At 65.3% G+C, this 26380-nt stretch carries 23 protein-coding genes, 1 tRNA gene and 1 pseudogene; 16 read left to right on the top strand and 9 right to left on the bottom strand.

Features of this window, described 5'->3' with window-relative positions:
* Positions 1–94: 94 nt before the first annotated feature.
* Complete coding sequence (locus N4264_RS09140) at positions 95–412, bottom strand: DMT family transporter (RefSeq protein ID WP_261696730.1); 318 nt, start codon at positions 410–412, stop codon at positions 95–97.
* A gap of 137 nt (positions 413–549) precedes the next feature.
* Complete coding sequence (locus N4264_RS09135) at positions 550–1056, bottom strand: DUF1993 domain-containing protein (RefSeq protein WP_261696729.1); 507 nt, start codon at positions 1054–1056, stop codon at positions 550–552.
* Between the two features lie 208 nt (positions 1057–1264).
* Between N4264_RS09135 and N4264_RS09130 the strand changes: the two genes are divergently transcribed.
* Both N4264_RS09130 and N4264_RS09125 read left to right on the top strand, forming a co-directional pair.
* Positions 1265–1341, top strand: a tRNA-Arg gene (locus tag N4264_RS09130).
* A 169-nt stretch (positions 1342–1510) separates the two neighbouring features.
* Positions 1511–1705, top strand: a pseudogene (locus N4264_RS09125) (transposase); the annotation flags it as partial.
* A gap of 48 nt (positions 1706–1753) precedes the next feature.
* On the opposite strand, the gene N4264_RS09120 reads toward N4264_RS09125, so the two are convergent.
* Together N4264_RS09120 and N4264_RS09115 are read right to left on the bottom strand one after the other, a co-directional pair.
* Positions 1754–2983, bottom strand: coding sequence for a delta-60 repeat domain-containing protein (locus N4264_RS09120; protein WP_261696728.1), 1230 nt, complete (start codon positions 2981–2983; stop codon positions 1754–1756).
* A 174-nt stretch (positions 2984–3157) separates the two neighbouring features.
* On the bottom strand, positions 3158–3970 hold the full coding sequence (locus tag N4264_RS09115) for a delta-60 repeat domain-containing protein (RefSeq protein ID WP_261696727.1): 813 nt from the start codon (positions 3968–3970) through the stop codon (positions 3158–3160).
* 508 nt (positions 3971–4478) lie between these two features.
* Between N4264_RS09115 and N4264_RS09110 the strand changes: the two genes are divergently transcribed.
* Positions 4479–5081: a hypothetical protein gene (locus N4264_RS09110; protein ID WP_261696726.1), complete on the top strand. Its 603-nt coding sequence runs from the start codon at positions 4479–4481 to the stop codon at positions 5079–5081.
* A gap of 12 nt (positions 5082–5093) precedes the next feature.
* A complete protein-coding gene (locus N4264_RS09105; protein ID WP_261696725.1) occupies positions 5094–5522 on the top strand; it encodes a hypothetical protein in 429 nt (142 codons plus the stop codon).
* Between the two features lie 3 nt (positions 5523–5525).
* Here the strand turns inward: N4264_RS09105 and N4264_RS09100 are convergent, their stop codons facing one another.
* Both N4264_RS09100 and N4264_RS09095 read right to left on the bottom strand, forming a co-directional pair.
* Positions 5526–6530, bottom strand: coding sequence for a S1/P1 nuclease (locus N4264_RS09100; RefSeq protein WP_261696724.1), 1005 nt, complete (start codon positions 6528–6530; stop codon positions 5526–5528).
* A gap of 59 nt (positions 6531–6589) precedes the next feature.
* The gene (locus N4264_RS09095; protein WP_261696723.1) at positions 6590–7543 is read right to left on the bottom strand and encodes a DNA-3-methyladenine glycosylase family protein; all 954 of its coding nucleotides are present in this window, start codon (positions 7541–7543) and stop codon (positions 6590–6592) included.
* Between the two features lie 219 nt (positions 7544–7762).
* Between N4264_RS09095 and N4264_RS09090 the strand changes: the two genes are divergently transcribed.
* On the top strand, positions 7763–9511 hold the full coding sequence (locus tag N4264_RS09090) for a hypothetical protein (protein WP_261696722.1): 1749 nt from the start codon (positions 7763–7765) through the stop codon (positions 9509–9511).
* A complete protein-coding gene (locus tag N4264_RS09085; protein WP_261696721.1) occupies positions 9508–9936 on the top strand; it encodes a hypothetical protein in 429 nt (142 codons plus the stop codon). The genes N4264_RS09090 and N4264_RS09085 overlap by 4 nt, the downstream gene beginning before the upstream one ends.
* 51 nt (positions 9937–9987) lie before the next feature.
* Here N4264_RS09085 and N4264_RS09080 read toward each other — a convergent pair whose 3' ends face one another.
* Positions 9988–10320, bottom strand: coding sequence for a hypothetical protein (locus N4264_RS09080; protein ID WP_261696720.1), 333 nt, complete (start codon positions 10318–10320; stop codon positions 9988–9990).
* Between the two features lie 445 nt (positions 10321–10765).
* On the opposite strand from N4264_RS09080, the gene amaB reads away from it, so the two are divergent.
* Entirely contained in the window at positions 10766–12298 is a 1533-nt protein-coding gene (amaB, locus tag N4264_RS09075) for an L-piperidine-6-carboxylate dehydrogenase (protein ID WP_261696719.1), read from the top strand.
* A gap of 119 nt (positions 12299–12417) precedes the next feature.
* On the opposite strand, the gene N4264_RS09070 is transcribed toward amaB, so the two are convergent.
* Both N4264_RS09070 and N4264_RS09065 read right to left on the bottom strand, forming a co-directional pair.
* Positions 12418–13209 carry a winged helix-turn-helix transcriptional regulator gene (locus N4264_RS09070; RefSeq protein WP_261696718.1) on the bottom strand — a complete coding sequence of 264 codons (792 nt, stop codon included), beginning with the start codon at positions 13207–13209 and terminating at the stop codon, positions 12418–12420.
* 350 nt (positions 13210–13559) lie between these two features.
* Positions 13560–14153, bottom strand: coding sequence for a DUF11 domain-containing protein (locus N4264_RS09065; protein WP_261696717.1), 594 nt, complete (start codon positions 14151–14153; stop codon positions 13560–13562).
* 398 nt (positions 14154–14551) lie between these two features.
* Here N4264_RS09065 and N4264_RS09060 point away from each other — a divergent pair, with 398 nt between their 5' ends.
* The 9 genes from N4264_RS09060 to corA all read left to right on the top strand — a co-directional run bounded on the left by N4264_RS09060 (position 14552) and on the right by corA (position 26146).
* Positions 14552–15586 (top strand): quinone-dependent dihydroorotate dehydrogenase, encoded by a 1035-nt coding sequence (locus N4264_RS09060; protein ID WP_261697602.1) that lies wholly within the window; start codon positions 14552–14554, stop codon positions 15584–15586.
* A 57-nt stretch (positions 15587–15643) separates the two neighbouring features.
* The gene (murB, locus tag N4264_RS09055; protein WP_261696716.1) at positions 15644–16699 is read left to right on the top strand and encodes a UDP-N-acetylmuramate dehydrogenase; all 1056 of its coding nucleotides are present in this window, start codon (positions 15644–15646) and stop codon (positions 16697–16699) included.
* Between the two features lie 163 nt (positions 16700–16862).
* The gene (locus tag N4264_RS09050) at positions 16863–18653 is read left to right on the top strand and encodes a DUF1800 domain-containing protein (protein ID WP_261696715.1); all 1791 of its coding nucleotides are present in this window, start codon (positions 16863–16865) and stop codon (positions 18651–18653) included.
* 7 nt (positions 18654–18660) lie between these two features.
* The gene (locus N4264_RS09045; protein WP_261696714.1) at positions 18661–20064 is read left to right on the top strand and encodes a DUF1501 domain-containing protein; all 1404 of its coding nucleotides are present in this window, start codon (positions 18661–18663) and stop codon (positions 20062–20064) included.
* 281 nt (positions 20065–20345) lie between these two features.
* Positions 20346–21428 (top strand): alkane 1-monooxygenase, encoded by a 1083-nt coding sequence (locus N4264_RS09040; protein WP_261696713.1) that lies wholly within the window; start codon positions 20346–20348, stop codon positions 21426–21428.
* 83 nt (positions 21429–21511) lie between these two features.
* On the top strand, positions 21512–22354 hold the full coding sequence (locus N4264_RS09035; RefSeq protein ID WP_261696712.1) for a CorC family transporter: 843 nt from the start codon (positions 21512–21514) through the stop codon (positions 22352–22354).
* The gene (locus N4264_RS09030; protein WP_261696711.1) at positions 22338–23657 is read left to right on the top strand and encodes an Lnb N-terminal periplasmic domain-containing protein; all 1320 of its coding nucleotides are present in this window, start codon (positions 22338–22340) and stop codon (positions 23655–23657) included. The genes N4264_RS09035 and N4264_RS09030 overlap by 17 nt, the downstream gene beginning before the upstream one ends.
* A 107-nt stretch (positions 23658–23764) precedes the next feature.
* The gene (locus N4264_RS09025) at positions 23765–24997 is read left to right on the top strand and encodes a hypothetical protein (RefSeq protein WP_261696710.1); all 1233 of its coding nucleotides are present in this window, start codon (positions 23765–23767) and stop codon (positions 24995–24997) included.
* A gap of 117 nt (positions 24998–25114) precedes the next feature.
* Positions 25115–26146 (top strand): magnesium/cobalt transporter CorA, encoded by a 1032-nt coding sequence (corA, locus tag N4264_RS09020; protein ID WP_425508317.1) that lies wholly within the window; start codon positions 25115–25117, stop codon positions 26144–26146.
* Positions 26147–26380: the final 234 nt, after the last annotated feature.

The following is a 26380-nucleotide window of genomic DNA, read 5'->3' as shown; positions in this document are numbered from 1 at the left end:
GCCGGCGAGACCGCAACGGTGCGGCATCTGCCGGACCAGCTTACTCCTGCCCTCCAGACGGGCAAAGCGGGCGCCGGCGTAAACGTCTGTAGCGTCAGCCGGACGTCCACTTCAGGCCGATCACGCCGGCCACGATCAGCGCCAGACAGACCAGCCGGGACAGGTCCGGTACTTCTTTCCACCAGAGGATGCCGGCAAGGGTGGTACCGACCACGCCGATGGCCGTCCAGACCGCATACGCCGTGCCAAGCGGAACCTCCCTGACAGCCAGGGCGAGAAGGATCACGCTCGCGACCAGCCCCGCCAACGCGACCGCCAGGGGCAAGGGGCGTGACCAGCCATCGCAATAGCGCAGGGCGAGCGCCCAGCACACCTCGGCCAGGCCGGCCAGAAACAACAGGATCCAGGACATCACACACCTCGCGGAAACAGCGAGGTCGTCCTCGTGGGGAAGTTCGATCAGCCGGGCCGTCCCGGTCGCCGCTGGATGGACCGCGCCCGGGGGCGCCAGTCAGGCAGCCGGGGCGCTGCCCCGGCTGCAGGCGCGCATCATACCAGCCCGAGAAAATCGCGTTTGCCCAGATCCACGCCGTTGTGGCGCAGGATGTTGTAGGCCGTGGTGACGTGGAAATAGAAATTCGGCAAGGCCCAGGTCGCCAGGTACACCTGGCCCTTGAATTCGAACGTGCGATCGCGCACCTGGATCGTGATATCCCGGAACTCGCCGCCGACAAACTTCGCCGGATCGATCCCCTCGACAAAGCGGATGGTCTTCTCGATGCGCTCGCGCAACTCGGCCAGCGTGCTCTCGGTGTCCTCGAAGACCGGAATTTCCGTGCCGGACAGCCGCGCCGCGGCGCCCTTGGCCATGTCGCTGGCGATCTGGATCTGGCGCGATAGCGGCAGCATGTCCGGCGCCAGCCGCGCGCCGACCAGCACAGCGACGTCGAATCCCTTGTTCGTGGCATGCGCCTCGGCCTTGTCGAGAAATTTCGACAGGTTCCGCAGCATCAGGGCAAAGGTACCGACAGCGACATCATGTACAGGCAACGTCATGGCATTTCCTTGTCTTGGGATTCGATCACAGCGACCGGCGAGGACAACGGGGCCCGCGGACGATGCCAGCGGCACGGTCCGCACGGCCAGGGTGGAAAGCGACACCCGTCGCCTTTGCCCCCTGCCCCGGTTAGAATGCCGCCGCCATCCGGCCAGCCTGCCGCAAGCGGCGGCGCCGCCGAGATGGCCATCAATCGCCGGATCTCAAGGCCCCGTAGCTCAGCTGGATAGAGCGTCCCCCTCCTAAGGGGAAGGTCGTACGTTCGAATCGTATCGGGGCCGCCATCTTCAATGGCTTGCGTCATAGCGCGCCGCTTCGATTGGCCGTATTTCGCGCTGTTTTAGCACAGCTGGCGCAGCTCACCGACGTGCCTCGCCCGCTGACCTCAAGCGTCGGCCAGGGACGGGAACCGCGAAACGGCGTGCACGGCGCATCTAAATCCTTTGATGGAATGGCCGGCCGGTGGCCATCGAATCCGTGTTCCCGAACAACGGTACAGACTTCCGTCGTGCATCTGATCCACAGCAGCCCTGAGCTGGCCAGCTGAAGGACCGCAAGGTCGTCGCCGCCGCGATCCGACCGATCTACACGGCGGTGAGCACAGAGGCTGCGGCCTGGCGACGCGTGCGGGTGCGCGTGATCCCGTTCCCCGAAGGACGGCATCGCACCGCCCTTCGGTATGTTCACTGACGGTACCTACTGGAAGCCGTCACGGAAGATGGCGTCGGTATTGTAGGGCAGCTTGGCGACACTGTTGCGCGCGGTGTCGCCGAATTTCATCAGAGCTGCGCCCACATAGATGCCGTCGCTGTCGGTGCCGACGATGCGTGCATCGACAAGAGCGGGGTTCCACTGAGTGTCGAGGTTGCCCTGGCGATCGAACTTCGCCAGGCCGGCGGCGAAAGGAATACTCCAGGCTTTGCCGCTTGAACCATTGAAGTAGACTGAACCATCGGCACCGACGACAACGTCTGCGACCTCGCCACCGGGATCCAGCTTCACGCCCCAGCGCATGTCCGGCAGTCCTGCGCCCTGCGTGGAAAACCGGCCGAGAAAGGGATACGCCTCATCGTCCACATACTGGACGCCACCGATGTAGATGCCATCCACGCCGTCCACGTCCATGTCCCTGATGTAGCCATCAACGGGCGGGTTCCAGTGCGAGTCGACGTCGCCCGTGCCGGCCGTTGAAATCTTCACCAGGCCATTGCGATCAGTCGCGTTGACCCGGCTGAAATCACCTTCGACAAAGAGATAGTCCTGCTGGAGGGCAATGCGACGAACCCTGACGCCGGGGCGGTCCGCCGTCTCGACAAACGTAGGCGCCCACTGCGTGTTGATCGCACCGGTAGCCGACGACACGTGCCGCACAGCATGCACGGGCTGGTCGGGCTGAGCGGATCGGGCATTGCCGCCGACGTAAAGGTCGCCATTCGCGTCCAAGGTCATCGTCACGGGAATGAAACCCAATGCGGGGCTCCAGCTACGGTCGAGTGATCCGTCCGCCAGCAGCTTGGCGAGGCCAGCGCGGCGTACGCCGTCGACGTTGTTGAAATTGCCCAGAATGAAGACACTCCCGGAAGGGCCCGTCGCCATGGCAGTAACGACGCCATCGAGCACAGGATGCCAATTCTCATCGAGACTGCCGTCTGCATTCAGGCGAGCCACGTCGGTGCGCGATTCCCCGTTGGCATTGCGAAAGTAGCCCCCCAGCACCGTGCCACCACGGGAATCCCGCGCAACACTCAGTACGTCGGTGGCGACTTCCGCGTGAACACCTTTGCCGATCACCTGGCCGTTGGTGCCCAGGCGCCAGACACCCGGATTAAGGCGCCCATCAACGTCAAAGCCGCCATTGAGCAGGACTGTGTCCTTATCGAGCGTCAAGGTACTGGCGTAGAGGCGGGGCGCCAGCCAGCCCGGCATGTCGCTGCCGTCTGCTTTTGCGTAGCGTCGCAGCGCCAGCGGCGGCCGGTAGGCGGCGATGAGGTCGCCCTGCGCGTCGATCGTGATTGCGGTGGGTTCATCCGTGATCGCCGGATGCCAGGTCGTGTCGAGCGCGCCGGTAATGGCGGATACGCGCGCGAGGTTGGTCGCGGCCTACCCGCCGAGCTGCCCATAGCTGCCGCGAACAATCACCTTGTCCGCGTGGACTGCCAGTTCCACGTAGCGGTCGGCCGGTGGCGCAGCCGGGTCCCACACCGGGTCGACCTCGCCATCGGGGTTCAGCTTGGCCAACCCGTTGCGGGCCGTCCCGCCGATGTCGCTGAACGCCCCCACGACAAAGAGGTTTCCCCGCTCATCGAAATCCATATCAAACACATAGCCGCCGGCGGGCACGTTCCAGGTCGGATCCGCATTGCCTGTCCCGATGAGGAACCGTCGGATCAGATCAACGTTCATCGGCTCATCAAAACTTCGCGCGTACAACCATCCATCCCGGAGCACGAGCCCGCGATACGCACCGTCGATGCCGACGCCCCACTGGGAATCGGCAATGGCCGGACCGCTGGGCGGAAATCGGGTGATCCCCGATTCACTCGCGATATACACGCTGGTCGCGTCCGTGGCGACCGCACCGGTGGATGCCGGCACGATGTCCGGCTGCCATTGCGGATCAAGCTCCCCATTGGGTAGCAGGCGCGCCACATGGTTGCGCGGAACCCCATTGATGCGATGGAAGATGCCGGAAACCACTAGGCCGCCATCAGGCTGCCCGACGGCATCGTTGATAAAGCTGTCGTTGCCGAGGAACACATGGGGGATCGGTTCGGGCTGCAGGCCGGTTGCGGCGGCGGTAGCGCAAAGCATGCCGTACAACACGGGAACACCGGCGAGTGCGTGCCGGTTTGGAAAGCGCTTCAGGCGTTGGCGGACGGGGTTTGTCTGGGAGTAGCGAGCAATCTTGCTCATGGAGTAGTCCTTGAGTGGGGTTCGGCCCTTCTGTTCAGGAATGACGAGGGCGGAACGCCGCTGCCACGTCATGAACTGCCGACCAGCGCTGTATAGCCTCGCCACAACGGTCGTATGGACGAGGAATACAGTGCCGTGTCCATTTTTCCCGGATTTGGACAAGGGGATCCCCAACGCGAACGCAAACCGGCCGTTGACCGCCGATCGCGCGCGGTTAATTTCGATTCATCAAGGAAGGCCGGCAGTGCGTTGCACCGGCGTCACGGCGGACCTGGTGTTGATGTGGACCGATACCGGAGAACCCGTCGGTGCCGCTGAGGCCGCCATGGCACGGAAACCTGCCGAGATGGCCACACCAGGCAAACACGCTATCGCCAGGTCGCCAGCCCTGACGCGGTCGCCTTGCATGCCGCTCTTTCCAGTTTGATACTCCGCGACACCGTGGCTGTGGCGACCGACATACCCCGCCCTGCCTCGTGGATCGTTCCGTGGCATCCGGGATGAAGGCATGGCCATTGATCCGAAATGGAGCACCATCCGTGGTTTCGGCGAAGTCCACTACTTCAATGTGTCTTATGTGGTGTTGATCGCGGTGCCGATCCTGGCGCAGGTGCTCCACTTCAGCTCGGAACCGATGTTACCGATGAGCGTGCGCTGGCTGTATGCGGCCAGCGTGTTCTACGCCATCGGTATCGCCGTCTATCAGTACCAGTGTCCCGATGAGATCAAGCGCTATGCCTCGGCACGCGACTACATCCAGGACATGTATGACATCTATCTGCGTTCCAATCCCCATCGCCGGTTGGAGATCGTGCGGACTCAGCTCGTCAAAGACCACCAGACGCTGCAGCGCATTGCAACGGCAGAGAACGAATTGACTACGGCGGAGCCCGGCCGCGCGTTGCGACTCGCGCAGGAACGGCTGGACAGCCTGATCGACACCCTTTATCCGCACGCCATTCAGGCCCATCTGAACAACGACTACCACAGGCTGGACGCCACCGCACGACGATCACGGCTGTGTTCTTTCGCCGCCTACCTGACCGGTACGATCGTGCTGATCGCCCTGCTCGCCGTGCGTAGTGCCTGCGTCTTCTTCGGCTACTGCTGACTGGAGTTCGCCATGCTGATACAAACCCGCTTTACGGCCAACGATGAACTGATGCTGGCGGCGTACTCTCACGACGACCGTGAGTTAGATGACTTACGCGAGACCGTGAAGCAAGCGGGTATTCGGGACGACGCGGAAGCGTTGGACGATGACGCCAACGGACGCCCTGGTATCGGCTACCAGCTGACCTACGACAAGGTCATGCGTCTGGAGCAGGTGCTGGGCGGGCGTTTCCTCCCCAGCGGAACCTTCGTCAGCACACTCGCCAGAACGGGCAGCAGCTATCGGTACGCGTGCCGCGAAATCACGGTGTACGGCACCGGCCCCGGTTGCGAATCCATCCTGGCGGGAAGCCCGGGACTCGCTACGGTTGTCTGCGCAACAACAGCCAGCAGGAAAGGTTGGTTTGGGGGTAATGCGGCCCTTGGAAGTTGTCCGTGAGCGTCATTCGCGCTGCGGCGCGTCCGCAACCGGCCCGGCGTAGTTCGGATCCAGCGCCTGGTTGATGAGGTCCGCGAGCCGAAAGCCCGCCCGGCGCACGCGGTCTTCGGCGACCGCACCAAAGGCCGTGAGGTAGGCGGCGTTGATGGGCTGCGTTCGCTGGTTGTCCTGGGAATCGAGGGTGGGCTGCGTCGTGGAATAGTGGCATTCACTGCCTTCCTTCACGCAGTACTTCACGTCGGGTTGCAGCGTGACCTGGTACGACTCGTCCGCCCAGGCGCGGGCGTCGGCGCCGAGAAAGGACTTTTCCTCGGCCAGCGAGGTATTCGCGAGCAAGGTATCGACGGCCCGGTAGGTGATGGTGCGCCGCCCCCACGTCGTCTTGAAATCGACCCTCTGGCGTACGCGCTCGAACATCCGCGCTTCAAGAAGGCAGTTATCCCAGACCGCGTGCAGGCTGTCGGGGCGATAACCCGAGGTGCCGCAGCGGGCCTGCATCTGCACCTTGATCCAGTTTCCGCCGCGGTCGTCGGCGAAGGAGATATGCAGCGGCTGGTGGATGTCCCCGATCCAGTGACCGAGTGACATCAGGGAGAACACGCGCTCTTCATCCGTGCGGCCGGCGTCTTTCAGGATGCCGAAATCGCGCTGGATACCGGCAAGAATGCACTCAGTGCCGTTGGGGCAGGCTTCATGGATCGCCGTCGTCGAACGGTCGATATTGATGAAGTGATCGCTCGGATGCTTGCGCGGTACTTCGTCTTCTTCCAGGCACCCGACATTGAACGACGTGTACGTGCGATCCGGCACATTGCCCTTGCCTTTGACGAGGATGCCACCGCTGTGGCTGCGCATCAGCGTCTGCAGTGCCACCCGCGCGTCGGGAGTCAGGTTGCGATAGGCCAGATCGCAGACGGTGAGGTGGCCAAACTTCCCCCAGGACTGCGCAACCGGCGAGACACCCAGTCCAAGAACTGCCAGCACAAAGGCAAGGCGGTGAGCGCGCATGATCCTCTCCCCACAGCGCGTTGGATGATCTCAACAGTGCCGCCAGCGACGTCGACCTCTCACCGGCTAGGCATCGCTGCGCGCAGCTGATTGGCCGCATACGCTCGCCACGGACGCCATGCCTCTGCCCGTTCGATCAACTCACCAACCGAGGCAATGCATCCTGCTACTGCCCGCAACACGGCCTCGTCCTGGTGCGCAAACACATCGGTCTCACGCCAGAGCCGCAGGGCGATCTCGTGCGCAAGGGGTTCATCAACGCCAGCGCGCTCGGTAAGGCGCTGCACACCCTCCTCAAGGCTGTCGCCCGCATCGAATGCATGCGGATCGACAACCGCCATGCGAGCAATCGCCGCGATGGCACGCCGCTGTGCGACAGAAATCCCGAGTCTATCCAGCGGTGATGCGGACACCTGCGCAGGATCGGGAAACTGCCGCGTGATGCCAGCAGCGCCACTGTCACGGCAAGGCTCGCCGAGCGCGGCGACCAGCGCGGCGCCGGTTTGTGCGCTGCTATCAGTGCACTGCCAGCAAAGCACGGTACGCACCGCGCGCTCGAAGCCATCCCATGGGCCGGCCACTCGAATACCCGGGCGTGCTGTCACAAGCCCTGCGAGCAAGCTGTCGCCCTTCAGATGTTCACCAATCGCCAGGGGATCCGCCGCCAGATCGAACACGCGGCGCGGTCGCGCCACAATGGCTGACAAGTGGGAGAAATCAGAAACGCGAATGGTGGCCTCCAGCGCGTTCCCATCACCCGGCCGAACCGACACACAGCCCCGCGCCGCGCCGATGGCAATGCTGCGGTGATACACCGACGCATCGACATGTACCACACCCGTCAGTGCCTGCGGCTTTTTGCTGGACAGAGCGTCACACCGCCACTGAAGCGCCAATAGCAGTACTGGCAGCCCGAGCCAACATCGATAGACACATCCTGGGCCCTCAAGGGGAATCCATAGGATGCCCCTATCCGCGCTGCCCCATGCCCGACACCGCACACATTCTTTCATTACTTGCTTTTGCTGCTATTTTGCGTTCATTCTTTTATTGCGCGGCGTCATCCGTGCAGCGTTTTCCGTTGATAGCCTTTTGCTTATTGCCGCGCTTTGCCCATGGGTCGAACCTACCGGGTCGTTCGACCGCTAGCCACTACGAATGCGATGGCCGGCGTACCGGCCTGCGCCCGTGCGGATCGTCATCGACGGTTCCAACCAGCCAAGGGGTAGACTATGAAACGCGCAATGCTCTGGGGCACAGCTGTCGTCTCGATGCTGTGCGGATGGTCGGCGACGTTTGCCGCCGATCCCGTTTGCAAGGACAAGACGACCAACGGCTCCATCTCGCCCGCGACGAACAACATCCCGGGCGTCATGTATTTCAACAGCAAACCCAAGGATGCCGCGGCCTGCGCCATGCGCGTGGTGGACGGCAAGATCGTCGTCGATCCGGCCGTCAGCAACCCGGCCATGAGCTGCCCGGACATGGCCGCCTGGAAACTCTTCGCCGACGCCGTCACGCAGGAATTCTGGAACCGCTGGGCGGCCGACCAGCAGACCTGGCCGAACAAGCCGCTGCCGATCTGCACGGACAAGGTCACCACCAACTGCTGCAACCCATCGTCCAACAGCAACCCCGGCTACACCGACAAGGAGAATCCGGCGGTCAACTGCCCGTATTTCCCGGGTGACCACCTGGGCGAGGGCGCGCCGCGCCTGCGCGAGGCCGGCCCTTTGTCGAAGGCCCACTTCAACGCGATGGGCCGGCGTAACAGTGATGGCAACCTGCGCGCGCCGAACATTGACGACACCGGCCGCGACATCCGCCAGTCGATGGCGGAAATCGTGTTCCGCAACAAGTCCATGTTCGATTTCGTGTTCCGTAACGACATCTACCACCAGGAAGGCATCGCGGCCGTATTCAATCGCAATGCGGCAAACATCAGCGGATCGACGGCGGGGCTTCCGTACCGGCTCACCTCCACGGCCGGCGCGCTGACCGAGATCGATTTCCCGATCGACGCCGTGATGATCAAGAGCAACTGGCTCGAGAAGGGCCGGGCCCAGGCACTGGGCCTGCGTGACGATCCGAACGCGCCGTACATCAAGATGACGATCAACACGCGCGTGACCGACAACAACGGTTCAATTCTCGTCAAGGGCGAGCACTGGCTGGTGGCCATGCATATCTCGTCCAAGGACATTCCCAACTGGCTCTGGGCAACCTGGGAACACGTCAACAATCCCGGCCGCTGCGACTACATCGGCTGCAACGACTCCTACGGCTACAGCACGGCGGACAAGGTCGGCGCCAACCAGGCCACCAACTACACCACGCCCTTTGAACAGTGCGATGACCTGGACCTGGCCAGCTGGATCTTCAAGCTCAACCAGGTGTATCCGAGCGGTCCGCGCTCGGAAGGCCTGAGCGCCATCTTCCAGGGAATGGGTATCGGCACCGCCAAGGCCAGCTATGACAATCCCGAAACCCAGGCCCCCACGCCCGCCGACCGGGCCTGGCTGAGCTATCGCCTGAAAGGCTCGCAGACCGAATTCACCGACTCGACCGGCGGCACCACACTGCTGGGCAATTCGGTGACCGAAGGGGGCTTCATGCAGACCTCGTCCTGCATCACCTGCCACGCGCGCGCGGGCACCACGGCAAAGGGTACGATTCCGCTGGCGCTCGGGGTATTCGTCAACTCCCTCAACGAGACGGGCTACCTGCAGAGCGAGAACGGCACACCGGACCCGAATCTTTACTACGCCAGCAATCAGCCGCCGGCGCTGACCGTCCTTCAGACCGATTTCGTCTGGGGCTTCCTCACGGCCAACTGCCTCAACGGCGCGAGTCTTCCCTGCCCCGTACCGCCCGCCGCCGATTCGGCCAACGGCGCTAAGAAGGCCTCGCCCAAGGCAGCGCCCGCCGTGCAACCGGCCAGGTCGGCACGCGAGCGGATCCACACGGGAACGCTGCCATGAACGATGTGGAGGGCCTCTTCGTCGGCAGCTGGAGCTATCGCAGCTTTCTCAACGATCCGGACCTGCAGGTGGCGCCGAACGACCTGCTGTTCGGCTCGGGCACGATCCAGATCATGTCAGCCGATCCGGCCATCCTGGTCGGCACGATTGGCGGGCCCGGCTGGCAGCTGGCGCTCACGGGATCACGCAGCTACGGCAACCCGATGGAGATCCGCTTCCAGGGCAAGGGCGTGGTGGGTGGCGCGGAGTGGATCTACGACTACGTCGGCTGGCTGGTGCCGGCCTGGCCCAACGGCGTCAACCAGAAAACCGCGATGGTGGGCTCGATCGTCCGCGCCATTCCGCATCCGACCACCAGCCCGGACGGCAAGACCGGCACCGCGCCGGCGGGCGTGGTGGCGTCGTGGTATGCAGTGAAGCACTAGAGGCCTGACTGCACCATCGCCGCAACGGCGGCGATGGTGCACTGCGACACCTCAGAACCAGGGCTGTCGCTCTTCGCAGCGCGCGATACGCGTGGCGGCGGAAGGCTCGTCCTCGAACTCCAGGAACACGGCAGCCAGATCGTCGCGGCTCAGGCTGCTGCAGGCGACCTGGAAACCACACCGGTCATCGGGCAGGGCCGAGATGATGGTGGCCACGCGCGATACATCGCCCGCGGTGGCTGCCTCCTCGAAACGGACGCATTCGTCTTCGGTCAGTTCCGGTTGCGTGGTGCGGTGCAACCAATAGTGCTCGCTGTCGGGATACTTGGCGTAGTCCAGGATGACCACGTTGCCGACGACATCTTCGAACCAGTGTACGGTCATAGCGCTCCCTCTCGTCGATGCAGGGCCAGTATGCCCCCGGGGCCTGTATAGAAAAAGTCTTTTCGTACATATGCGATATTTCGCAAATTACTTTTGCCTTCCCGACGGAAGACGCCTATAACGGACGGATCGCCGAGACCGGCCCCGTGGCGGATTCCGCCTGCCGGGCCGCCCCGGCGTTTCAAGGGCCAGCCGCCGATCACCGCGACGACGGCCCGCGCAACGGCCCGCGCTGGGCCAGCCCCGGCGCCCGATGGAGCCATTTGTCGCCGACCCGATGGAGCCAACTCCGGCGCAGGGCGCAACCGCGCGCCACTGCACGCCCACGCCGCCGCGCACGGGGTTCCCGGGGCGGCCACGCACCCGACCGCGCCACGGACGCTCTGCTAGAATTGGCAGTCTTTCGCGCCGTCCGGCGCCCGCTTACCTGCCCTTCGGAGCTTCCATGTCCGCCTCGATCCTTTCCGCCCTCGGCCTGACCGAGATGAATTCCGGCACCTACCTCGGCAACGGCGAATGGTCCAAGACCGCCAGCGCCGGCGTGCTCGAAGCCATCAATCCGAGCAACAACGAAGTTATTGCCCGCGTGCAGGCCAGCTCCGATGCGGACTACGAAACCATCATGACCCGCGCCCAGGAAGCCTTCAAAACCTGGCGCACCACGCCAGCCCCGCTGCGCGGCGAAGCCGTGCGCCTGTGCGGCGAAGCGCTGCGCCGCCACAAGGACGCCCTGGGTTCGCTGGTCGCCCTGGAAATGGGCAAAATCAAGCCGGAAGGCGACGGCGAAGTGCAGGAAATGATCGATATCGCCGATTTCGCCGTCGGCCAGAGCCGCATGCTCTACGGCAACACGATGCACTCGGAGCGCCCGGGCCATCGCATGTACGAACAGTGGCACCCGCTGGGCATCGTCGCCGTGATCAGCGCCTTCAACTTCCCGGTGGCCGTGTGGGCATGGAACTCCTTCCTCGCCGCCATCTGCGGCAACATCACCGTGTGGAAGCCCTCGCCCAAGACTCCGCTCTCGGCCATCGCCGCGATGCGGATCTGCAACGATGCGCTCAAGGCCGGCGGTTTCCCGGACATCTTCTTCCTGTTCAATGACGCTGGCACCGACCTGGCGCAGAAGTTCGTCGACGATCGCCGCATCCCGCTGGTCAGCTTCACCGGTTCCACCCACGTCGGCCGCCTGGTCGGTGAGCGCGTCGCCAAGCGCATGGGCCGCAGCCTGCTCGAGCTGGGCGGCAACAATGCCATCATCGTCGACCAGACCGCCGACCTGAAGCTGGCGATCCCGGCCATCGTGTTCGGCGCCGTCGGCACGGCCGGCCAGCGCTGCACCACCACGCGCCGCCTGTTCGTGCACGAATCGATCATGGAGGACGTCGTCGGCAAGCTGGTCAATGCCTACAAGCAGGTGGAGTCCAAGATCGGCGACCCGACCCAGGCAACCACCCTCATGGGTCCGCTGACCGACAAGGCCTCGGTGCAGCGCTTCCTCGCCGCGGTGGAAAAAGCCAAGGCCAGCGGCGGTACCGTGCGGACCGGCGGCACAGCGCTGGATCGTCCGGGCAATTTCGTGCTGCCGACCATCATCACCGGCGTGAAGAACAGCGACGACGTGGTGCAGACCGAAACCTTCGCCCCGATCCTCTACGTCATGCCGTTCACCTCGATCGATGAGGCGCTGGAGCTGCAGAACGGCGTGCCCCAGGGCCTGTCGTCGGCGATCTTCACGCAGAATCTGAAGGTGGCCGAGCAGTTCCTGACGGCGGCCGGTTCGGACTGCGGCATCGCCAACGTCAATATCGGCACCTCCGGCGCCGAGATCGGCGGCGCCTTCGGCGGCGAGAAGGAGACCGGCGGCGGCCGCGAATCCGGCTCGGATTCCTGGAAGGCCTACATGCGCCGCCAGACCAACACGATCAACTACTCCGACGCGCTGCCGCTGGCCCAGGGTATCAAGTTCACGGTGTAAGTCGTCACCGCGGGCGGCGGCCCAGCTGCCGCCGCCCCTTCGGCCGTGCCTCCCGCGCCGGCCTCATCGCGCCGCACCGTGGGCGCGCTGCATCATCCGCGTCGATCGACGCCGCGCGGCTACACCGCCTCGGCACGCTCCAGGAAATACCCCAGCCCGCGCAGGGTGGCGAGCAGCCAGCCATGCTGCCCGTTGAGCCCCAGCTTGCGGCGGATGGCATTGACGTGCACCTCGATGGCCCGTCCTTTTTCGCCGAGCGGGCCATGACAGACGGCCTCGTGCAATGCTTCGCGGCTCAGTACCTTTCCGGGTCTTCGGAACAGGTGCAGGGCGATATCGAACTCGCGCGGCGTGAGCAGCACACGGGCACCGTGCAATTCAACCGTGCGCGGATGCATCCGGAACACATAGGGATCGGTATTGCTCACCGGCGCCTGCGACAAGTGGCGGGTGCCGTCGTAGTGTTCCAGAAGACAGGTCGAGCGGATGCGCAGCTCCGCCGCGCTGCAAGGCGAGGCCAGGAAATCCAGCGCACCCGCCGCGGCGGCCAACCCCTCCGGGACCACCTCGCCCTCGGGCATGATGACAAGGGTCGGCACCCGGTGCAGCCGCTCGTCCAGGCGCGCGGCAACGAACTCCACAGTGGCCTCGTCGCCAATGCCGGTGTGGACCACGACCATGCCCAGCCGTCCCGCCGCCGCGAGCCGCAGTACACCTTCGAGGCCTCCGCAGGCCACAACTTCCGCGTGCGCCGGATCCAGCGCTGCGACCAACTGGGTCACGCACGCCTCCGGTGCGAGCACAGCGACTGCGGCTGACGCCATCGCGTGACGTCGCCCCCCCGAACGTTGCAACGGCGCGGTGGCGTAGGCCGGCAATCCGGGCAACGCCATCGATTCTCGACGATTCATACCTGTGCTCCTCCGCTTGGCCAGACCCACCGGCTGCCCGTGCCGTTCCGACATATCGTCGTGCGAAGTGGCCGCGTAGCGACGAAACGTCCAGCCCATCTTCGGCGCGTCAGTGCGCTACGGGAAGAGGGGCAAGCCCCGAATCAAGGCCATTGCCGTGAAGAAATGTATCGATGGCAACAATCTTTACCGTACGCAGTCGACTGGAACCGCGCGATACCGCGCAGACGTCAACAAATTGTGACGACATCACCTATCGCCGGCGCAAACATCGAAATCATGCCAGCGCCGACGCCGCGCTACAAATCGTGATCATTGGATGGTGCGGCAACGAATGGCCGTATAGCCGTCTATTCACCGCGAAGCTTCGCGGACTTTTCTCCGCGACGCGCACACCAGTTGCGTCGCACGATCCCGGCCAGCATCACTACCAACACGACCACGCAGACGGCGGCACACATCAGCAGGCCATCGGACCAACCGTTCGTCGGCGACAACTGGTTCGGGGCGCTGGCGTTGTTGGCCAGGTCGACGTCGTATTCGACGGCACTCACGCGCGCCCGGACCGCATCGACACCATCGCTGTCGCGCAGCGCCGTCAGCGTCATGGTCTGGCTGCCGCCGGCCCGCAGGGTACCCACATGCCACCGGCCGGACTCGGGAACGAAATGGCCGGCACTCGTGACGGCCGCGATAAACCGATAACCCGGCGGCAAGGCATCGGTCACCACGACATTCGTGCCCGTCGCGGGTCCGTTGTTCACCACATCGACGCGAACGTTGACCGGGGCACCACCCGGGCCCGCCGCGGGCGTGATGGAATGCAGGAGCGCCAGGTCGATCGTCGGGACCGGCGGCGCCGTGGCGCCACCTGCACCGGCAGCCACCACCGCGGACATCCGCCCGCTGCGCAGACCTGTCGCGGCGCCTGCGCGGAACATCATGAGGGATCCCCGCCGACCGGCATACGCGCCCGCCGCGGACGCAGGAACGAGCTGCTCCGCCCTGCCTCGTCGGGCCAATACCCGGACCGGCGCATCGCGCACCCTGGTGCCATCGATTCCCCCTGAACGCCGCGCGCCGCGGCGAACCGTGCGGCGGTCCGTCGTGGCCGCCGCCCGCACACACTAGGCGAGGCGGACACGGCCGCTCAAGACGCATCCGCAGACGCCCCGCCGGTTTCGCAATGCTTCACATCGTGCAGGCGCACGGCGGATGCCCGCGAATGGGCTTGAAAACGGCCGCGCAACGCTTTGAGTCGGTGACGCCGGTCCGCTATGCTCCGCGCGCCTTTCTCCCGGCCGTGCCGATCGCGCGCGGCAAACCCACCGAGAACCCGCCCGTGTATTCCCTGGCCCGCCCTTTCCTGTTCCTGCTGGACGCCGAAAAAGCCCACGACTATGGCCTGCTCGGCCTGGAAGCTGCCTACCGCAGCGGCGTGAATCCGCTACTGGCGTCGCGTCCCGCGCCGCTGCCGGTGACGGTCTGCGGCATTCCGTTTCCCAACCCCGTCGGACTTGCCGCAGGACTGGACAAGAATGCCGCCCACGTCGATGCACTGGCATCACTCGGGTTCGGCTTCATCGAAGTAGGAACCACCACGCCGCGGCCGCAGGCCGGCAATCCGAAGCCACGCATGTTCCGCCTGCCCGAGTACGATGCCGTGATCAACCGGCTCGGCTTCAACAACGCCGGCGTTGACGCACTTGTCAAAAATACAGAATGCGCGAAATTCTCCGGCGTGCTCGGCATCAACATCGGCAAGAACAAGGACACCCCCAACGAGCGCGCCGTCGACGACTACCTGCACTGCCTGGAGCGGGTCTACCCACGCGCCAGCTACGTCACCGTCAACATCTCCTCGCCCAACACCCAGGGGCTGCGTGATCTGCAGGAAGAGGAAACACTCAAGCGCTTCATCAGCACGCTGCGTGAACGCCAGGAACAACTCGCGGCGCAGCACGGCGCGCGCAAGCCGATGTTCCTGAAGATTGCTCCGGACCTCACTGCGGCCGAGCTGGATGCGATCGCCGACGTGCTGCTCGCCACGCAGATCGATGGCCTGATCTGCACCAATACGACCGTCGACCGCCAGGCCGTCGCCGGCCATCGGTATGCCGGCGAAGCCGGTGGTCTTTCCGGGCGGCCGGTCTTCGAACGCTCTACCGCGGTGCTGCAGGGCATGGCGCAACGGTTGTCTGGCCGCATCCCGCTGATCGGTGTGGGCGGTATTCTCGCGGGTACGGACGCGCAGAAGAAGGTCGAGGCCGGCGCGAGCCTGGTGCAGATCTACACGGGCATGGTCTATCGCGGACCTGCGCTGATTGGCGAATGCGTCGACGCCCTGCGCCCGCTCGTGGGCCCGTCGCGCCGCTGACGCCGTCGCCTTCACACGATCCATCGCTTGACGAACTCCTCGACGCGGGCATTCCGAATGAGTTTTACCGTTGCGCCGGCACGTTTCGACGGCCCCGGCTACACCATCCTCGAAGACGCCGCATTGAATGGCCGCAACACGTTCCGCGTGGCGGCCCGCGCAAACCTGCTGGTCGACGTGCGTGACAGCACGGCACTGGCGGAGGTGCTGGCGTTTCCGCTGGTGCGCAGCCTGCCGCTGCTGCCGCTGGGCGAGGGCAGCAATCTGCTTTTCACGCGCGATTTCCCGGGCGTGGTCCTGAACCTCGGTACCCGCGGCATCAACGTGCTGGAGGACGACGGTGACAGCGCCCTGCTGCACGTGGCGGCCGGCGAAAGCTGGAACGATCTGGTCCACTGGACCCTGGCGAAGGGATTTTCCGGGCTGGAGAACCTCGTGCTGATCCCGGGCATGGTCGGTGCAGCGCCGATCCAGAACATCGGCGCCTACGGCGTGGAGGTGTGCGACGTGATTCACGCCGTCGAAGCCTACGATCGTCGCCAAGGCTGCATCGTGCGGCTGGGCAATGCCGATTGCCGCTTTGCCTACCGGGACTCGTGCTTCAAGCACGAGCCGGACCGCTGGATTGTCACCGCCGTGGTGTTGCGTCTGCCGCGCCAGGGGACGTTGCGAACCGACTACGCCGGCATCGGCGACGAGCTGGCCCGCATGGGCGTGGCAACGCCGACCGCCACGCTGATTGCCGAGGCTGTCACGCGGCTGCGCCGGCGCAAACTGCCGGATCCGGCGGTCATCGGCAACGCCGGCAGCTTCTTCAAGAACCCCATCGTCGAAGCCGGCGTGGCGCAGGCGCTCAAGGCCGCGCATCCGGGCATGCCGGCCTGGCCCGCGGGAGCGGACCACTGCAAGCTTTCCGCCGCGTGGTTGATCGAATCGGCCGGACTGAAAGGATTCCGCCAGGGCGATGCCGGCGTGTCGGAACAGCACGCGCTGGTCCTGGTCAACCACGGCAGCGCTACCGGGGCTCAGCTGTGGGATGTGGCGCAGCACGTCCAGGCGGGCGTACAGGCGCGTTTCGGCGTGCTGCTGGAACCAGAGCCACGGGTGCTGTGAACGACGGCCACAGGCGCTTCTGCGCGCACTGAAGCAACCACGGCAGCAGCGCCGTGGCAGCCGGTCATGCTAGCGACTCGTCAATCGGTGACCTGGTTCACGACTGACCCCGATGTATTGATTAGCCTTGGCGTCTCGTCTTCGACCGCGCTGCGGAGTTCTCATGGTTGGTTCCACTGCGACGGCATCCGCCTTCGCCACGCGCCGGCGTCTGTTCGGCGCCCTCGCCTGCGCCATCGGCATCGCCGAGCCCGAAACGGCGCCAATGCGCCGCTCCGAAAAACCGTCGATGGATACCCGCCTGGCGGAACGCGACGCGGCGGCTGTCACCTACGCCGTGCCCCCGGCACCGTTCCGCTGGCTGAGCAAGGCAGGCTTCGGCGTTTCGCCAGCCGACATCGCCGCTCTCGCCGCGCTGCCGGGTGCGAGCGATGAGGCGCGCTGGGCCGCCTGGGTTGAGCGCCAGCTGGCGCCAGCGTCGATCAACGACAGCGCCTGCGACAGTCGGCTCGCCGCCGCCGCGCTCACCACGCTCGGCAAGAGCCTGCAGCAGCTGTGGACCGACCACGAATCCACCGCCGACTACGCGGTGCGCATGCGGCCGATGGCCGAGAACGAATGCGCCACCCTGATCCGCCAGGCCTACAGCCAGCGCCAGCTGTTCGAGACCATGGTCGATTTCTGGCACGACCATTTCAGCGTGTTTGGCTGGGACTACAACGGTGGCCCGGTCTTCCCGCACTACGATCGCGACATCATCCGGCCGCGCGCCCTGGGCAACTTCCGCGCAATGCTGGAAGAAGTGACCAAGTCGACGACGATGATGTATTACCTCGACTTGTACTCCTCCACCCGCGCCGGCCCGAACGAGAACTTCGCGCGCGAGCTGTTCGAACTGCACACGCTGGGCGCGGAAAACTACGGCGGCGTGCTGTATCCGGACGACCCGTCCCTGCCGATCGGGCAGCTGGCCGACGGCACTTCGGTACGTTTGAAATATGTGGACATTGACGTCTACGAGGCAACCAGCGCATTGACCGGCTGGACGCTCAGGAACGGTCACTGGCAGTACCCGGCCGAGAACGACGGCACATTCATCTATCGCGACGACTGGCACGACCAGTACCAGAAATACATCCTCAACCGCTATATCGCTCCTTACCAGCACCAGGCCGACGGTACGCGCCTGCTCGATATCCTGGCTTCCCACCCGGGCACGGCCCGCTTCGTGGCGAAGAAGCTGTGCCGGCGCTTTGTCGCGGACGATCCGCCGGCCGCACTGGTCAACGCGGCCGCCACCGAATTCATCACCAACTGGCAGGCGCCCGACCAGATCGCGCGCGTTGTCCGCCTGATCCTCAATTCAGCGGATTTCCGCACCAGCTGGGGCCTGCGCATGAAGCGTCCGGCCGTTGCGGCCGTGGGTGCGCTGCGCGCCCTGGGCGCCGATTTCACACCCGTGCCGGACTACACCTCGGCCTGGACGACGTCCGAGGAATTCATCAGCCGCCTGCAATTCACCGGCAACCGCCTGTTCTATTGGCCGGCGCCAAACGGCTATCCCGACAAGCGCGTCGCCTGGGCCTCCACCGGCGCCCTGGGCATGACCTTCCGCCTGCTGGGACGACTGCCAGAGATGCGCCAGGTCAACGGCAACACCAGTACGCCCTATGTCGCTGATGTGCTGGCCCAGACGCTCGCGGCATTTCCCAACGCCGCCGACCGCCACGCCAGCAACATCGCCGGCTACTGGTGCGACCGCCTGTTGGGGGGACGCCCTTCGCCGACCTATCCGGTCGCCGTGAACTACCTGCGCCAGAACGCTGCCGCGACGGAAGCCCTGTCGCTCAACGAAGCCTGGGCGGGCACCAATCTCAAAGCGCACTACACGCAATCACGCCTGCGCACAATGGTCGCGTTGATTCTGTGCAGCCCCGACTATCTGCGCCGGTAAGCCAGCCATGACCACTATCCATCGACGCGATTTCCTCAAGGGTTGCTGCGCCAGCGCTATCGCGGGCGCAGCGAGCCCGAACGCCTTCGGCGCGGCATTCGATCCGGCGGCGGCCACTGACAACACGCTCGTCGTACTGTTCCTGCGCGGCGGCACCGACGGCCTGAGCCTCGTACCGCCGGTTGGCGGCAACGACCGCGCCACCTACGAACAACTGCGGCCGACGCTGAAGATTCCCCTGTCGGGCGCCGGCGCGGCATTGCCGCTACCCAACACCAACGGACTATGGGGCCTGCATCCACGGGCAACCGCATTGCAGGCGCTGTATCAATCCAATCACCTGGCCGTGGTACTGGGCGCCGGGCAGGTCAACACGCCGGTCACGCGCAGCCACTTCGATTCCCAGGCCAACATGGAATTCGGTCTCGGCGGCCAGCAGGGCAGCGGCGTGGGCTGGCTCACCCGGCACCTGATCTCCGGTGGATTGCCAGCCAATGTGCCGATTCCTTCGGTGTGCATGGGCGCGATCACCTCTACCAGCCTCCTGTCGAGTACCGAGACAATCACGGCCTACTACGGTTCTGAATTCCGCCTGGATACCGCCGCCTGGGCGTGGAACGCCCGGGACAACTACGCGGCGAACGACCTGCCCGCCGGTTTCAGCGGTTTCGTCGAGACCCTGCCGCAGCTGTGGGCCGGTTCAGACGCGCTGGAGGTGGCCGGCCAACAGACGCTCGATGCGCTGGCCGCCATGCGTCCGCTCAATTTCCGGCTATATAACGCCTCCAGCAATCCGGGGGGCTATCAGCCCGCCGGCGGCGCCAATTACGGCGATGGCGCACTGGGAACACAATTGCGCAATATTGCGCAAATGATAAAAGCGGGCCTTGGACTTCGGATCGCAACCGTCGACTACGGTGGCTGGGACACTCACGACGGCCAGGGCAATCCGGCCAACACCTACGACTACTTCGGCAACAAGGTGCAGGAACTGTCCGACATGCTCGGCGCGTTCTACACCGACCTGTCATCCGGCGCGACCAACCACATGCAGAAGGTCAGCGTACTGGTGATGAGCGAATTCGGCCGACGGGTGAACGAGAATGAGTCGGGCGGCACGGATCACGGCTATGGCAACGTGATGCTGGCACTGGGCGCCAGCGTCAACGGCGGTCGGACCTACGGCACCTTTCCCGGCCTTGCCAGCGCCCAGCTGTACGAAGGCGCGGATGTCGCCGTGACCACGGACTATCGCCGCGTCATCTCCGAAGCCCTGGTGCGCCGGCTGGGCAATCCCAATGTCTACTATGTGTTCCCCGGGTACAGCGGCTATTCGCCGCTGGGCATCTTCCAGGGCAGCGACCAGCCGCCCGGGACCTACGACCAGATCTTCAAGAACGGGTTTCAATAAGCCGCAGAAATTGCCGACAGGCGGAATTCCTGCCTGCGCCGCACGCTCCCACAACCCCGCCAGACGCCGGCGCAGCCGGCGTCTGGCCGCAGTCAGCCAGGCCTGGAATTTCCGAAACACTGAATTCCTGCTTTCGCCTCACACTTCCACAACCCCGCCAGACGCCGGCGCAGCCGGCGTCTGGCCGCCCCCTTGACTCAACGGGGCTCCGAAGAGCGGTTGTTGGCGAGGTGGGGGTGGAGCGGGCATGATGAGGGTGTCTGTCGCTGCGCGAGACGGCCATGACGCGGGAAGCCACGCGAGCTCTGGGGTTCTGCCTGGTATTCGTGGTGCCGGCGCTGCTGCCGGTCGCCGAGATGATGCGACGCAGCGGTGTGCCGTCCGTACTGGCTGCCGCCTTTCCGCTGTTTTTTCTGTTCGTGCTGGTGCCCCTGGCGGACGCGTTGATGGGTCGGGATGTCCGCAATCCGCCGGGCGACGACGACGCGACGGACGCCTCGGACTGGCTGTTTCGCGGCTTGACCTGGCTGGCGGTTCCCGCGTGGCTGGGGCTGCTGGGCTGGGCGCTGGGGGTGCTGGCAAATGCACCGCTCGGACCCGGCGCGAAGGCCGTCTGGCTGCTCTCGCTGGGCATCACCGGCGGCGTGGTGGCGATCAACACCGCGCACGAACTCATCCACAAGTCCGGCCGGTTCGAGCCGGCATTGGGCGGGGTACTGCTGGCCAGCGTGGTCTACGCGGGCTTCAAGGTGGAGCATCTGCGCGGCCACCATGTGCACGTTTCCACTCCGCAGGATGCCTCGTCAGCACGCCTGGGCGAATCGCTCTACCGGTTTCTTCCCAAGGCCCTATTGAGCAATGCGCTCAATGCCTGGCGTCTGGAAGCCGCACGGCTGCGCCGGCTCGGTCTGCCAGCCTGGCATTGGCGCAATGAACTGCTGGGCTGGTACGCGCTTTCCCTCCTGTTTGCGGGGGCCGCATTCGTTTTCTACGGCGTTGCCGGGCTGGCCGGGTTCCTGGTCCAGGGCGCTATCGCCGGCGTCACGCTGGAGATCATCAATTACGTCGAGCACTATGGGCTGGAACGGCGACAGGTCTGCCCCGGACAGTACGAGCGTGTGGATCACCGGCATTCCTGGAATTCCAGCTACCGGCTGACGAACTGGCTGCTGTTCCAGCTCCAGCGGCATTCGGACCACCACGCCCATGCACGCCGACGCTACCACCGGCTGCGCCATCACCCGGACAGCCCTCAGCTGCCTGCGGGCTACGCCACCATGTTCCTGCTCGCCCTGGTACCCCCCTTGTGGCGGCGCACCATCGACCCGCGAGTCCATGCGTGGCGGGCCCGGTCCGCCCCGTGACGGCGATCGGTTTCGGGAAACAGCACTGCCGGGCGGCTCTGCTACACTCGTTCCCCCGCCCCCTGGGCATGCCACCGTCAGCGATGAGCGACGACCACCCTAGTCCGCCCACCCACCGATCCTGGTTTGAGCGCTTGAGTCAGGCGCTGTCGGGCGAACCGCGCAATATCGAAGAACTGCTCGAGGAATTGCGCCAGGCTCAGGCCAACGGCCTGCTCTCCAACGACACCCTGTCCATGGTCGAGGGCGCCATCGAAGTGGCCGACCTGACCGTGGCCGATGTCATGGTGCCACGCGCCCAGGTCGTCGCGCTGCGGGCGGATGCGCCGTTCAGGGAAAACCTGCAGATCGTTATCGAATCGGGGCATTCGCGCTTCCCGGTCCATGCCGAGGAAAAGGACGAGATCCTCGGAATCCTGCTCGCCAAGGACCTCCTGCGCTGCCTGGCCGATGACGCCGGCTGCGATATCCGGATGATGCTGCGTCCCGTCGCGCTGATTCCCGAGTCGAAGAAGCTCAATATCCTTCTCAAGGAATTCCGGCTCTCACGCAATCACATGGCCATCGTCGTCGATGAATACGGCGGCGTCGCGGGACTGATCACCATCGAGGACGTGCTCGAACAGATCGTCGGCGATATCGACGACGAACATGACACCGTCGAAGGGGATACACGCCCCATCCACGAACAGATCGACGGCTGCTGGCTGGTGCACGCGCTGACGCCGATTGCCGATTTCAACGAACGCTTCGGCTGCGAGTTTCCCGACGAGGCATTCGACACGGTCGGTGGCATGGTGACCGCGGAATTCGGGCATCTGCCGGAAGTGGGCGAAGAAGCCTCGATCGGCAGGTTCCACTTCCAGGTGACCAAGGCCGACGATCGCCGCGTTCACCAGTTCGCCGTCCGTGTTCACGAACAGTAGCGCTGTCGCGCTGCGCCTCACGCGGTGCCTGGTCGGGCTGCTGGTGGCGTGGCTGCTGGCCGCGGCACCGGTAGGTGCCCAGGTACCCGGCGAAACGCTCACCGTATCCCTGCTGACATTTGGTCCCGGCGAGGCTGTGTGGGAGCGTTTCGGCCATAACGCCATCGTCATCCGCGATACGCGCACCGGCCGCGGGCTGAGCTACAACTACGGCATCTTCGATTTCGAAGAGACTGACTTCGCGACCAATTTCCTGCGCGGTCACATGCGCTACGGCATGGCCGTCAACGACGCCGATGACGATATCGCGCTGTACGCCGAACAGGGGCGCGAGGTCGTCGAGCAGCCGTTGCGATTCACGCCGGCGCAGCGATACGCGCTGTACGAATTTCTCCAGTGGAACGCGCAGCCGGAAAACGCGAAATACCGCTACGAGTATTTCACCGCCAATTGTTCCACCCAGGTGCGGGATGCACTCGACCGTGCGCTCGGCGGGACGATCCGCGGGCAACTGGTTGCTCCGTCGCGCGGCTTCACCTTCCGCCTGCATGCCAATCGCCTGATGGCGCCCGATCCACTCCTGATGCTGCCGATGGACCTGGGCCTGGGGCCCTATGCGGACAGGCCGCTGTCGTTCTGGGACGAAAGCTTCGTGCCCATGGCGTTCATGAAGCACCTGCAGACCGTCACCGTCAGCGACGAGAGCGGTGCGAAGGTGCCGCTGGTGGAGGCCACCCGCAAGCTGCACGCCGCATCCCCGCTGCTGGCGCAATCCGAACAGGCCCTGTTCGCGCGAAAAGGACCGTGGCCGCTCGATTACTGGCTGTTCTGCCTGCCGATCGGTGCCGGCCTCGGCGAAATTCTGTACGGCCTTGCCGCGCGGCGGCGCAGCCGGCCGGCGCGGGTCGTGTTTGCGACAGTCTCTGCCCTGACGCTGCTGGCCATGGGACTGGGCGGACTGATGCTCGCCGGCCTGTGGTCGCTGACTGAACACGTATCGGCCTGGCGCAACGGCAATCTGCTGTTGCTCAATCCGCTCGTGCTGCTCCTGATCCCGGCCTACGTGCGCGCCCGTCGCGAGACCTGGACCATCGGCCCGCTCACCCGCTGGATCAGCCGGATCGTGCTGATCAGCGCCCTGGCGGCCCTCGGACTGAAGCTTCTGCCGTGGATAGGCCAGCACAACGGTGTCTGGGTCGCCCTGCTCCTGCCGATGCACCTGAGCCTGTTCCTGGCGTTGCGGCGACTCACGCAGCCCGCCGACGGCACGTTCCCGGCTCCAGTGCCGGCACAGTCCCCCTGAGTCAGCGCGCGCTGCTGTTGCAGCGCTTGCACGCTGGCGCGGAGCACGGGCACCCTGGTCATCGGCACGCGTCCCAGTGGCACTGCCGCTTGCCGGGAAGGACACGAATGACGCGCGACCGCTACGACATCGAACACAACATCCCACTGTTCTGCGTCATTGCCGCCGCCCACCTGGCATGGATCGTCTGGATCGCCCGGCCGGACCTTTTTCCGGCCTGGATGCAGCCGCGCGCTCCGGACGCCGTCACTGCCCCCGTGGACGATGCGGACGGGCGCGCAGCGCCAGCCGCGCCGGCCGCTCCCTCACCGCCCGTGCGGGACCCTCGCCGCGAGATAGAGCCCGCCCGGTGGGCGGCAGCGCAGGAACGTATGCGCCGCCATCGCCAGGAAAAGGCGTTTGGCGAACGCACGGACGACATCCTCGCCCGGCCTGAAAAGACGGTCCGGAAGCTGGTCGAGGAGGTTCGGCGCCTGGAACGCCCCGCCGAGGAAGCCCTTTCGGCGCTCGAGCGCGAATGCGCGAGCGTGTTCCCGGATCCCGCAGCCCCCTTCGCCCTGCCCTCGATCACGACCCTGGCCCAGGGACTGGACGATGACGACCGCGCGCGAATCCGCCTCACCCTCCAGCAGCGCCTGGCCTACCTGCAGGGCCTGCAGCGCCGCTGTGCCGCCCTGCGCGCCAACCAGGACGCCTGGCGCGAGGCGCACCGGCAGTTCCGGGCCACCACGGGCCCCGACGAACGCGAACACCTTGAGGCGGCGTTGAGGCAGCCGCCGGAACCGGACCGCTGGGCCGAACTACTGCAACGCCTGAAGCAGTTCTGGCAGCAGCACGCGGCCGCCGACGCCGGGATGAACGTCGTGCGCGAGCTCCTGGCATCCGAGAACGCGGAGGAACGGCAATGGGGCCTGGCGCTCCTGCAGCGACTGGCCGACGGTCACGACGCCTACGTGCCGTTCCTGGCGGAAGTCATCAGCAAAGGGTACGGCCGGCAGCCCGCCCTGCCGGAGCACGCACAGGCCGCGGTCGAGCGCGCGGCGCACCTGGGTACACGCTGGGCCATCGACAGCGCGGCCGCACGCGCCCGGAACCAGGGCGATGTGGCGGGAGCGTGGGCGTGGATTGCCTGGCGACTGTGGCTGGACGCGCAGGGCTGCTACACCGACCGGCCCGATGCTCCGGACCAGGCTCTGGCCGACGATCTGCAGACCCTGGCCGCCCTTGATCGCCGGCTCACCCTCGCGGCGCGCCAACAGGCCGGTGCGCGTTATGCCACGCAGGTTGCCGACCACGGCGAACGTGCCCGCCGCTTCGGCGACTGCCACGCCAGTCAATAAATATACGTCTATACATTCCGTGAACCGCCTGAACGCCGCCCGATTCCGACGCTTCGCCGGGTTTGCGGCCGCAGCGCGATCCGGCATCATTGCGGGGTCGACCAGCGCGAGCGTCCGATGAACCTAGCAGCCCCCGCCGCCCCCATGAACCAGGCCCCGGTGCCGGCTGAGTCGGCCACGCCGATGGTGGTCAACTGCGTCGCCTACTCGACCGAGAACGGCCAGCGCATCCGCGACATCACCATCGCCGAGATCAGCGAGGTGCTCAAGGACCGGCGCAACTTCGTCTGGGTCGGCCTGCACGAGCCGGACGAATCACTGCTCGAGCGCTTGCAGGAAGAATTCGACCTGCATGAACTGGCTGTCGAAGACGCCCACAACGCCCACCAGCGTCCCAAGATCGAGGTGTACGGCGATTCTCTCTTCGTCGTTGTACACACGGCGCAGGCCATCGGCGGGAAGATCGAATTCGGCGAGACCCACATCTTTCTCGGCCGCAACTACCTGGTGACGGTGCGGCACGGCGCCTCCCTGTCCTACCAGCCGGCCCGCCGCAGCTGCGAGCAGACGCCGGAACTGCTCACGCTGGGCCCCAGCTACGGCCTGTACGCCGTGCTCGACTTCATCGTCGACAATTTCTTCCCGATCGTGCGCGAGTTCCGCGAGGAACTGCAGGAACTGGAAAAGGACATCTTCGAAGACACCTTCAAGCGCGACACGATCAAGAACCTGTACGAGTTGAAAAAGGAACTTGTGACATTGCGACTAGCTGTCGCGCCGCTGCAGGATATCCTCAATCAGCTGATGCGCTTCCACCCCAGCCTGATCCGCGACGAAGTCAGGCTCTACTTCCGCGACGTCTCCGACCACGCCGCGCGTATCAACGAGGCCACCGACACCATGCGCGAAATGCTCACCGCCGCCATGAGCGTGAACATGTCGCTGGTGACCGTCGCCCAGAACGAAGTGGTCAAGCGTCTTGCCGGCTGGGCCGCACTGCTCGCCGCGCCCACCCTGATCGCCAGCTGGTACGGAATGAATTTCCGCACCATGCCCGAACTGGAGCATGGCTATCCGGTAGTGGTAGGCGCGACCTTCTTCATCGTGATCGGGCTGTTTGCCGTGCTGCGCCGCCACAAATGGCTGTAGGGCACGCTCCTTTCGTGAAGCGGATGGCCGCGCTGCGGGGGCCGAGTCCCCGGGCTGCTGCGGCATCGGCTGCCCCAAGCCGCCTGAGAGGGAACGCCGCTTGGCGGCAGTAAGCCAAGGCAGGGGCTGCGACGTAAGGATGAACGGCGATGCGCCATCCGCCCATGCACTTGATTGCACGCGCCTTTTTCCGGCCGTTCCGGAAAGGCACCGACACGCTTCGCGGTGTCCATG

The sequence above is a fragment of the Tahibacter amnicola genome, assembly GCF_025398735.1.
GTDB classification, from domain to species: domain Bacteria; phylum Pseudomonadota; class Gammaproteobacteria; order Xanthomonadales; family Rhodanobacteraceae; genus Tahibacter; species Tahibacter amnicola.
The sequence above is the reverse complement of the archived record's forward strand: the minus strand, read 5'-3'. Positions and strand labels throughout refer to the sequence as shown.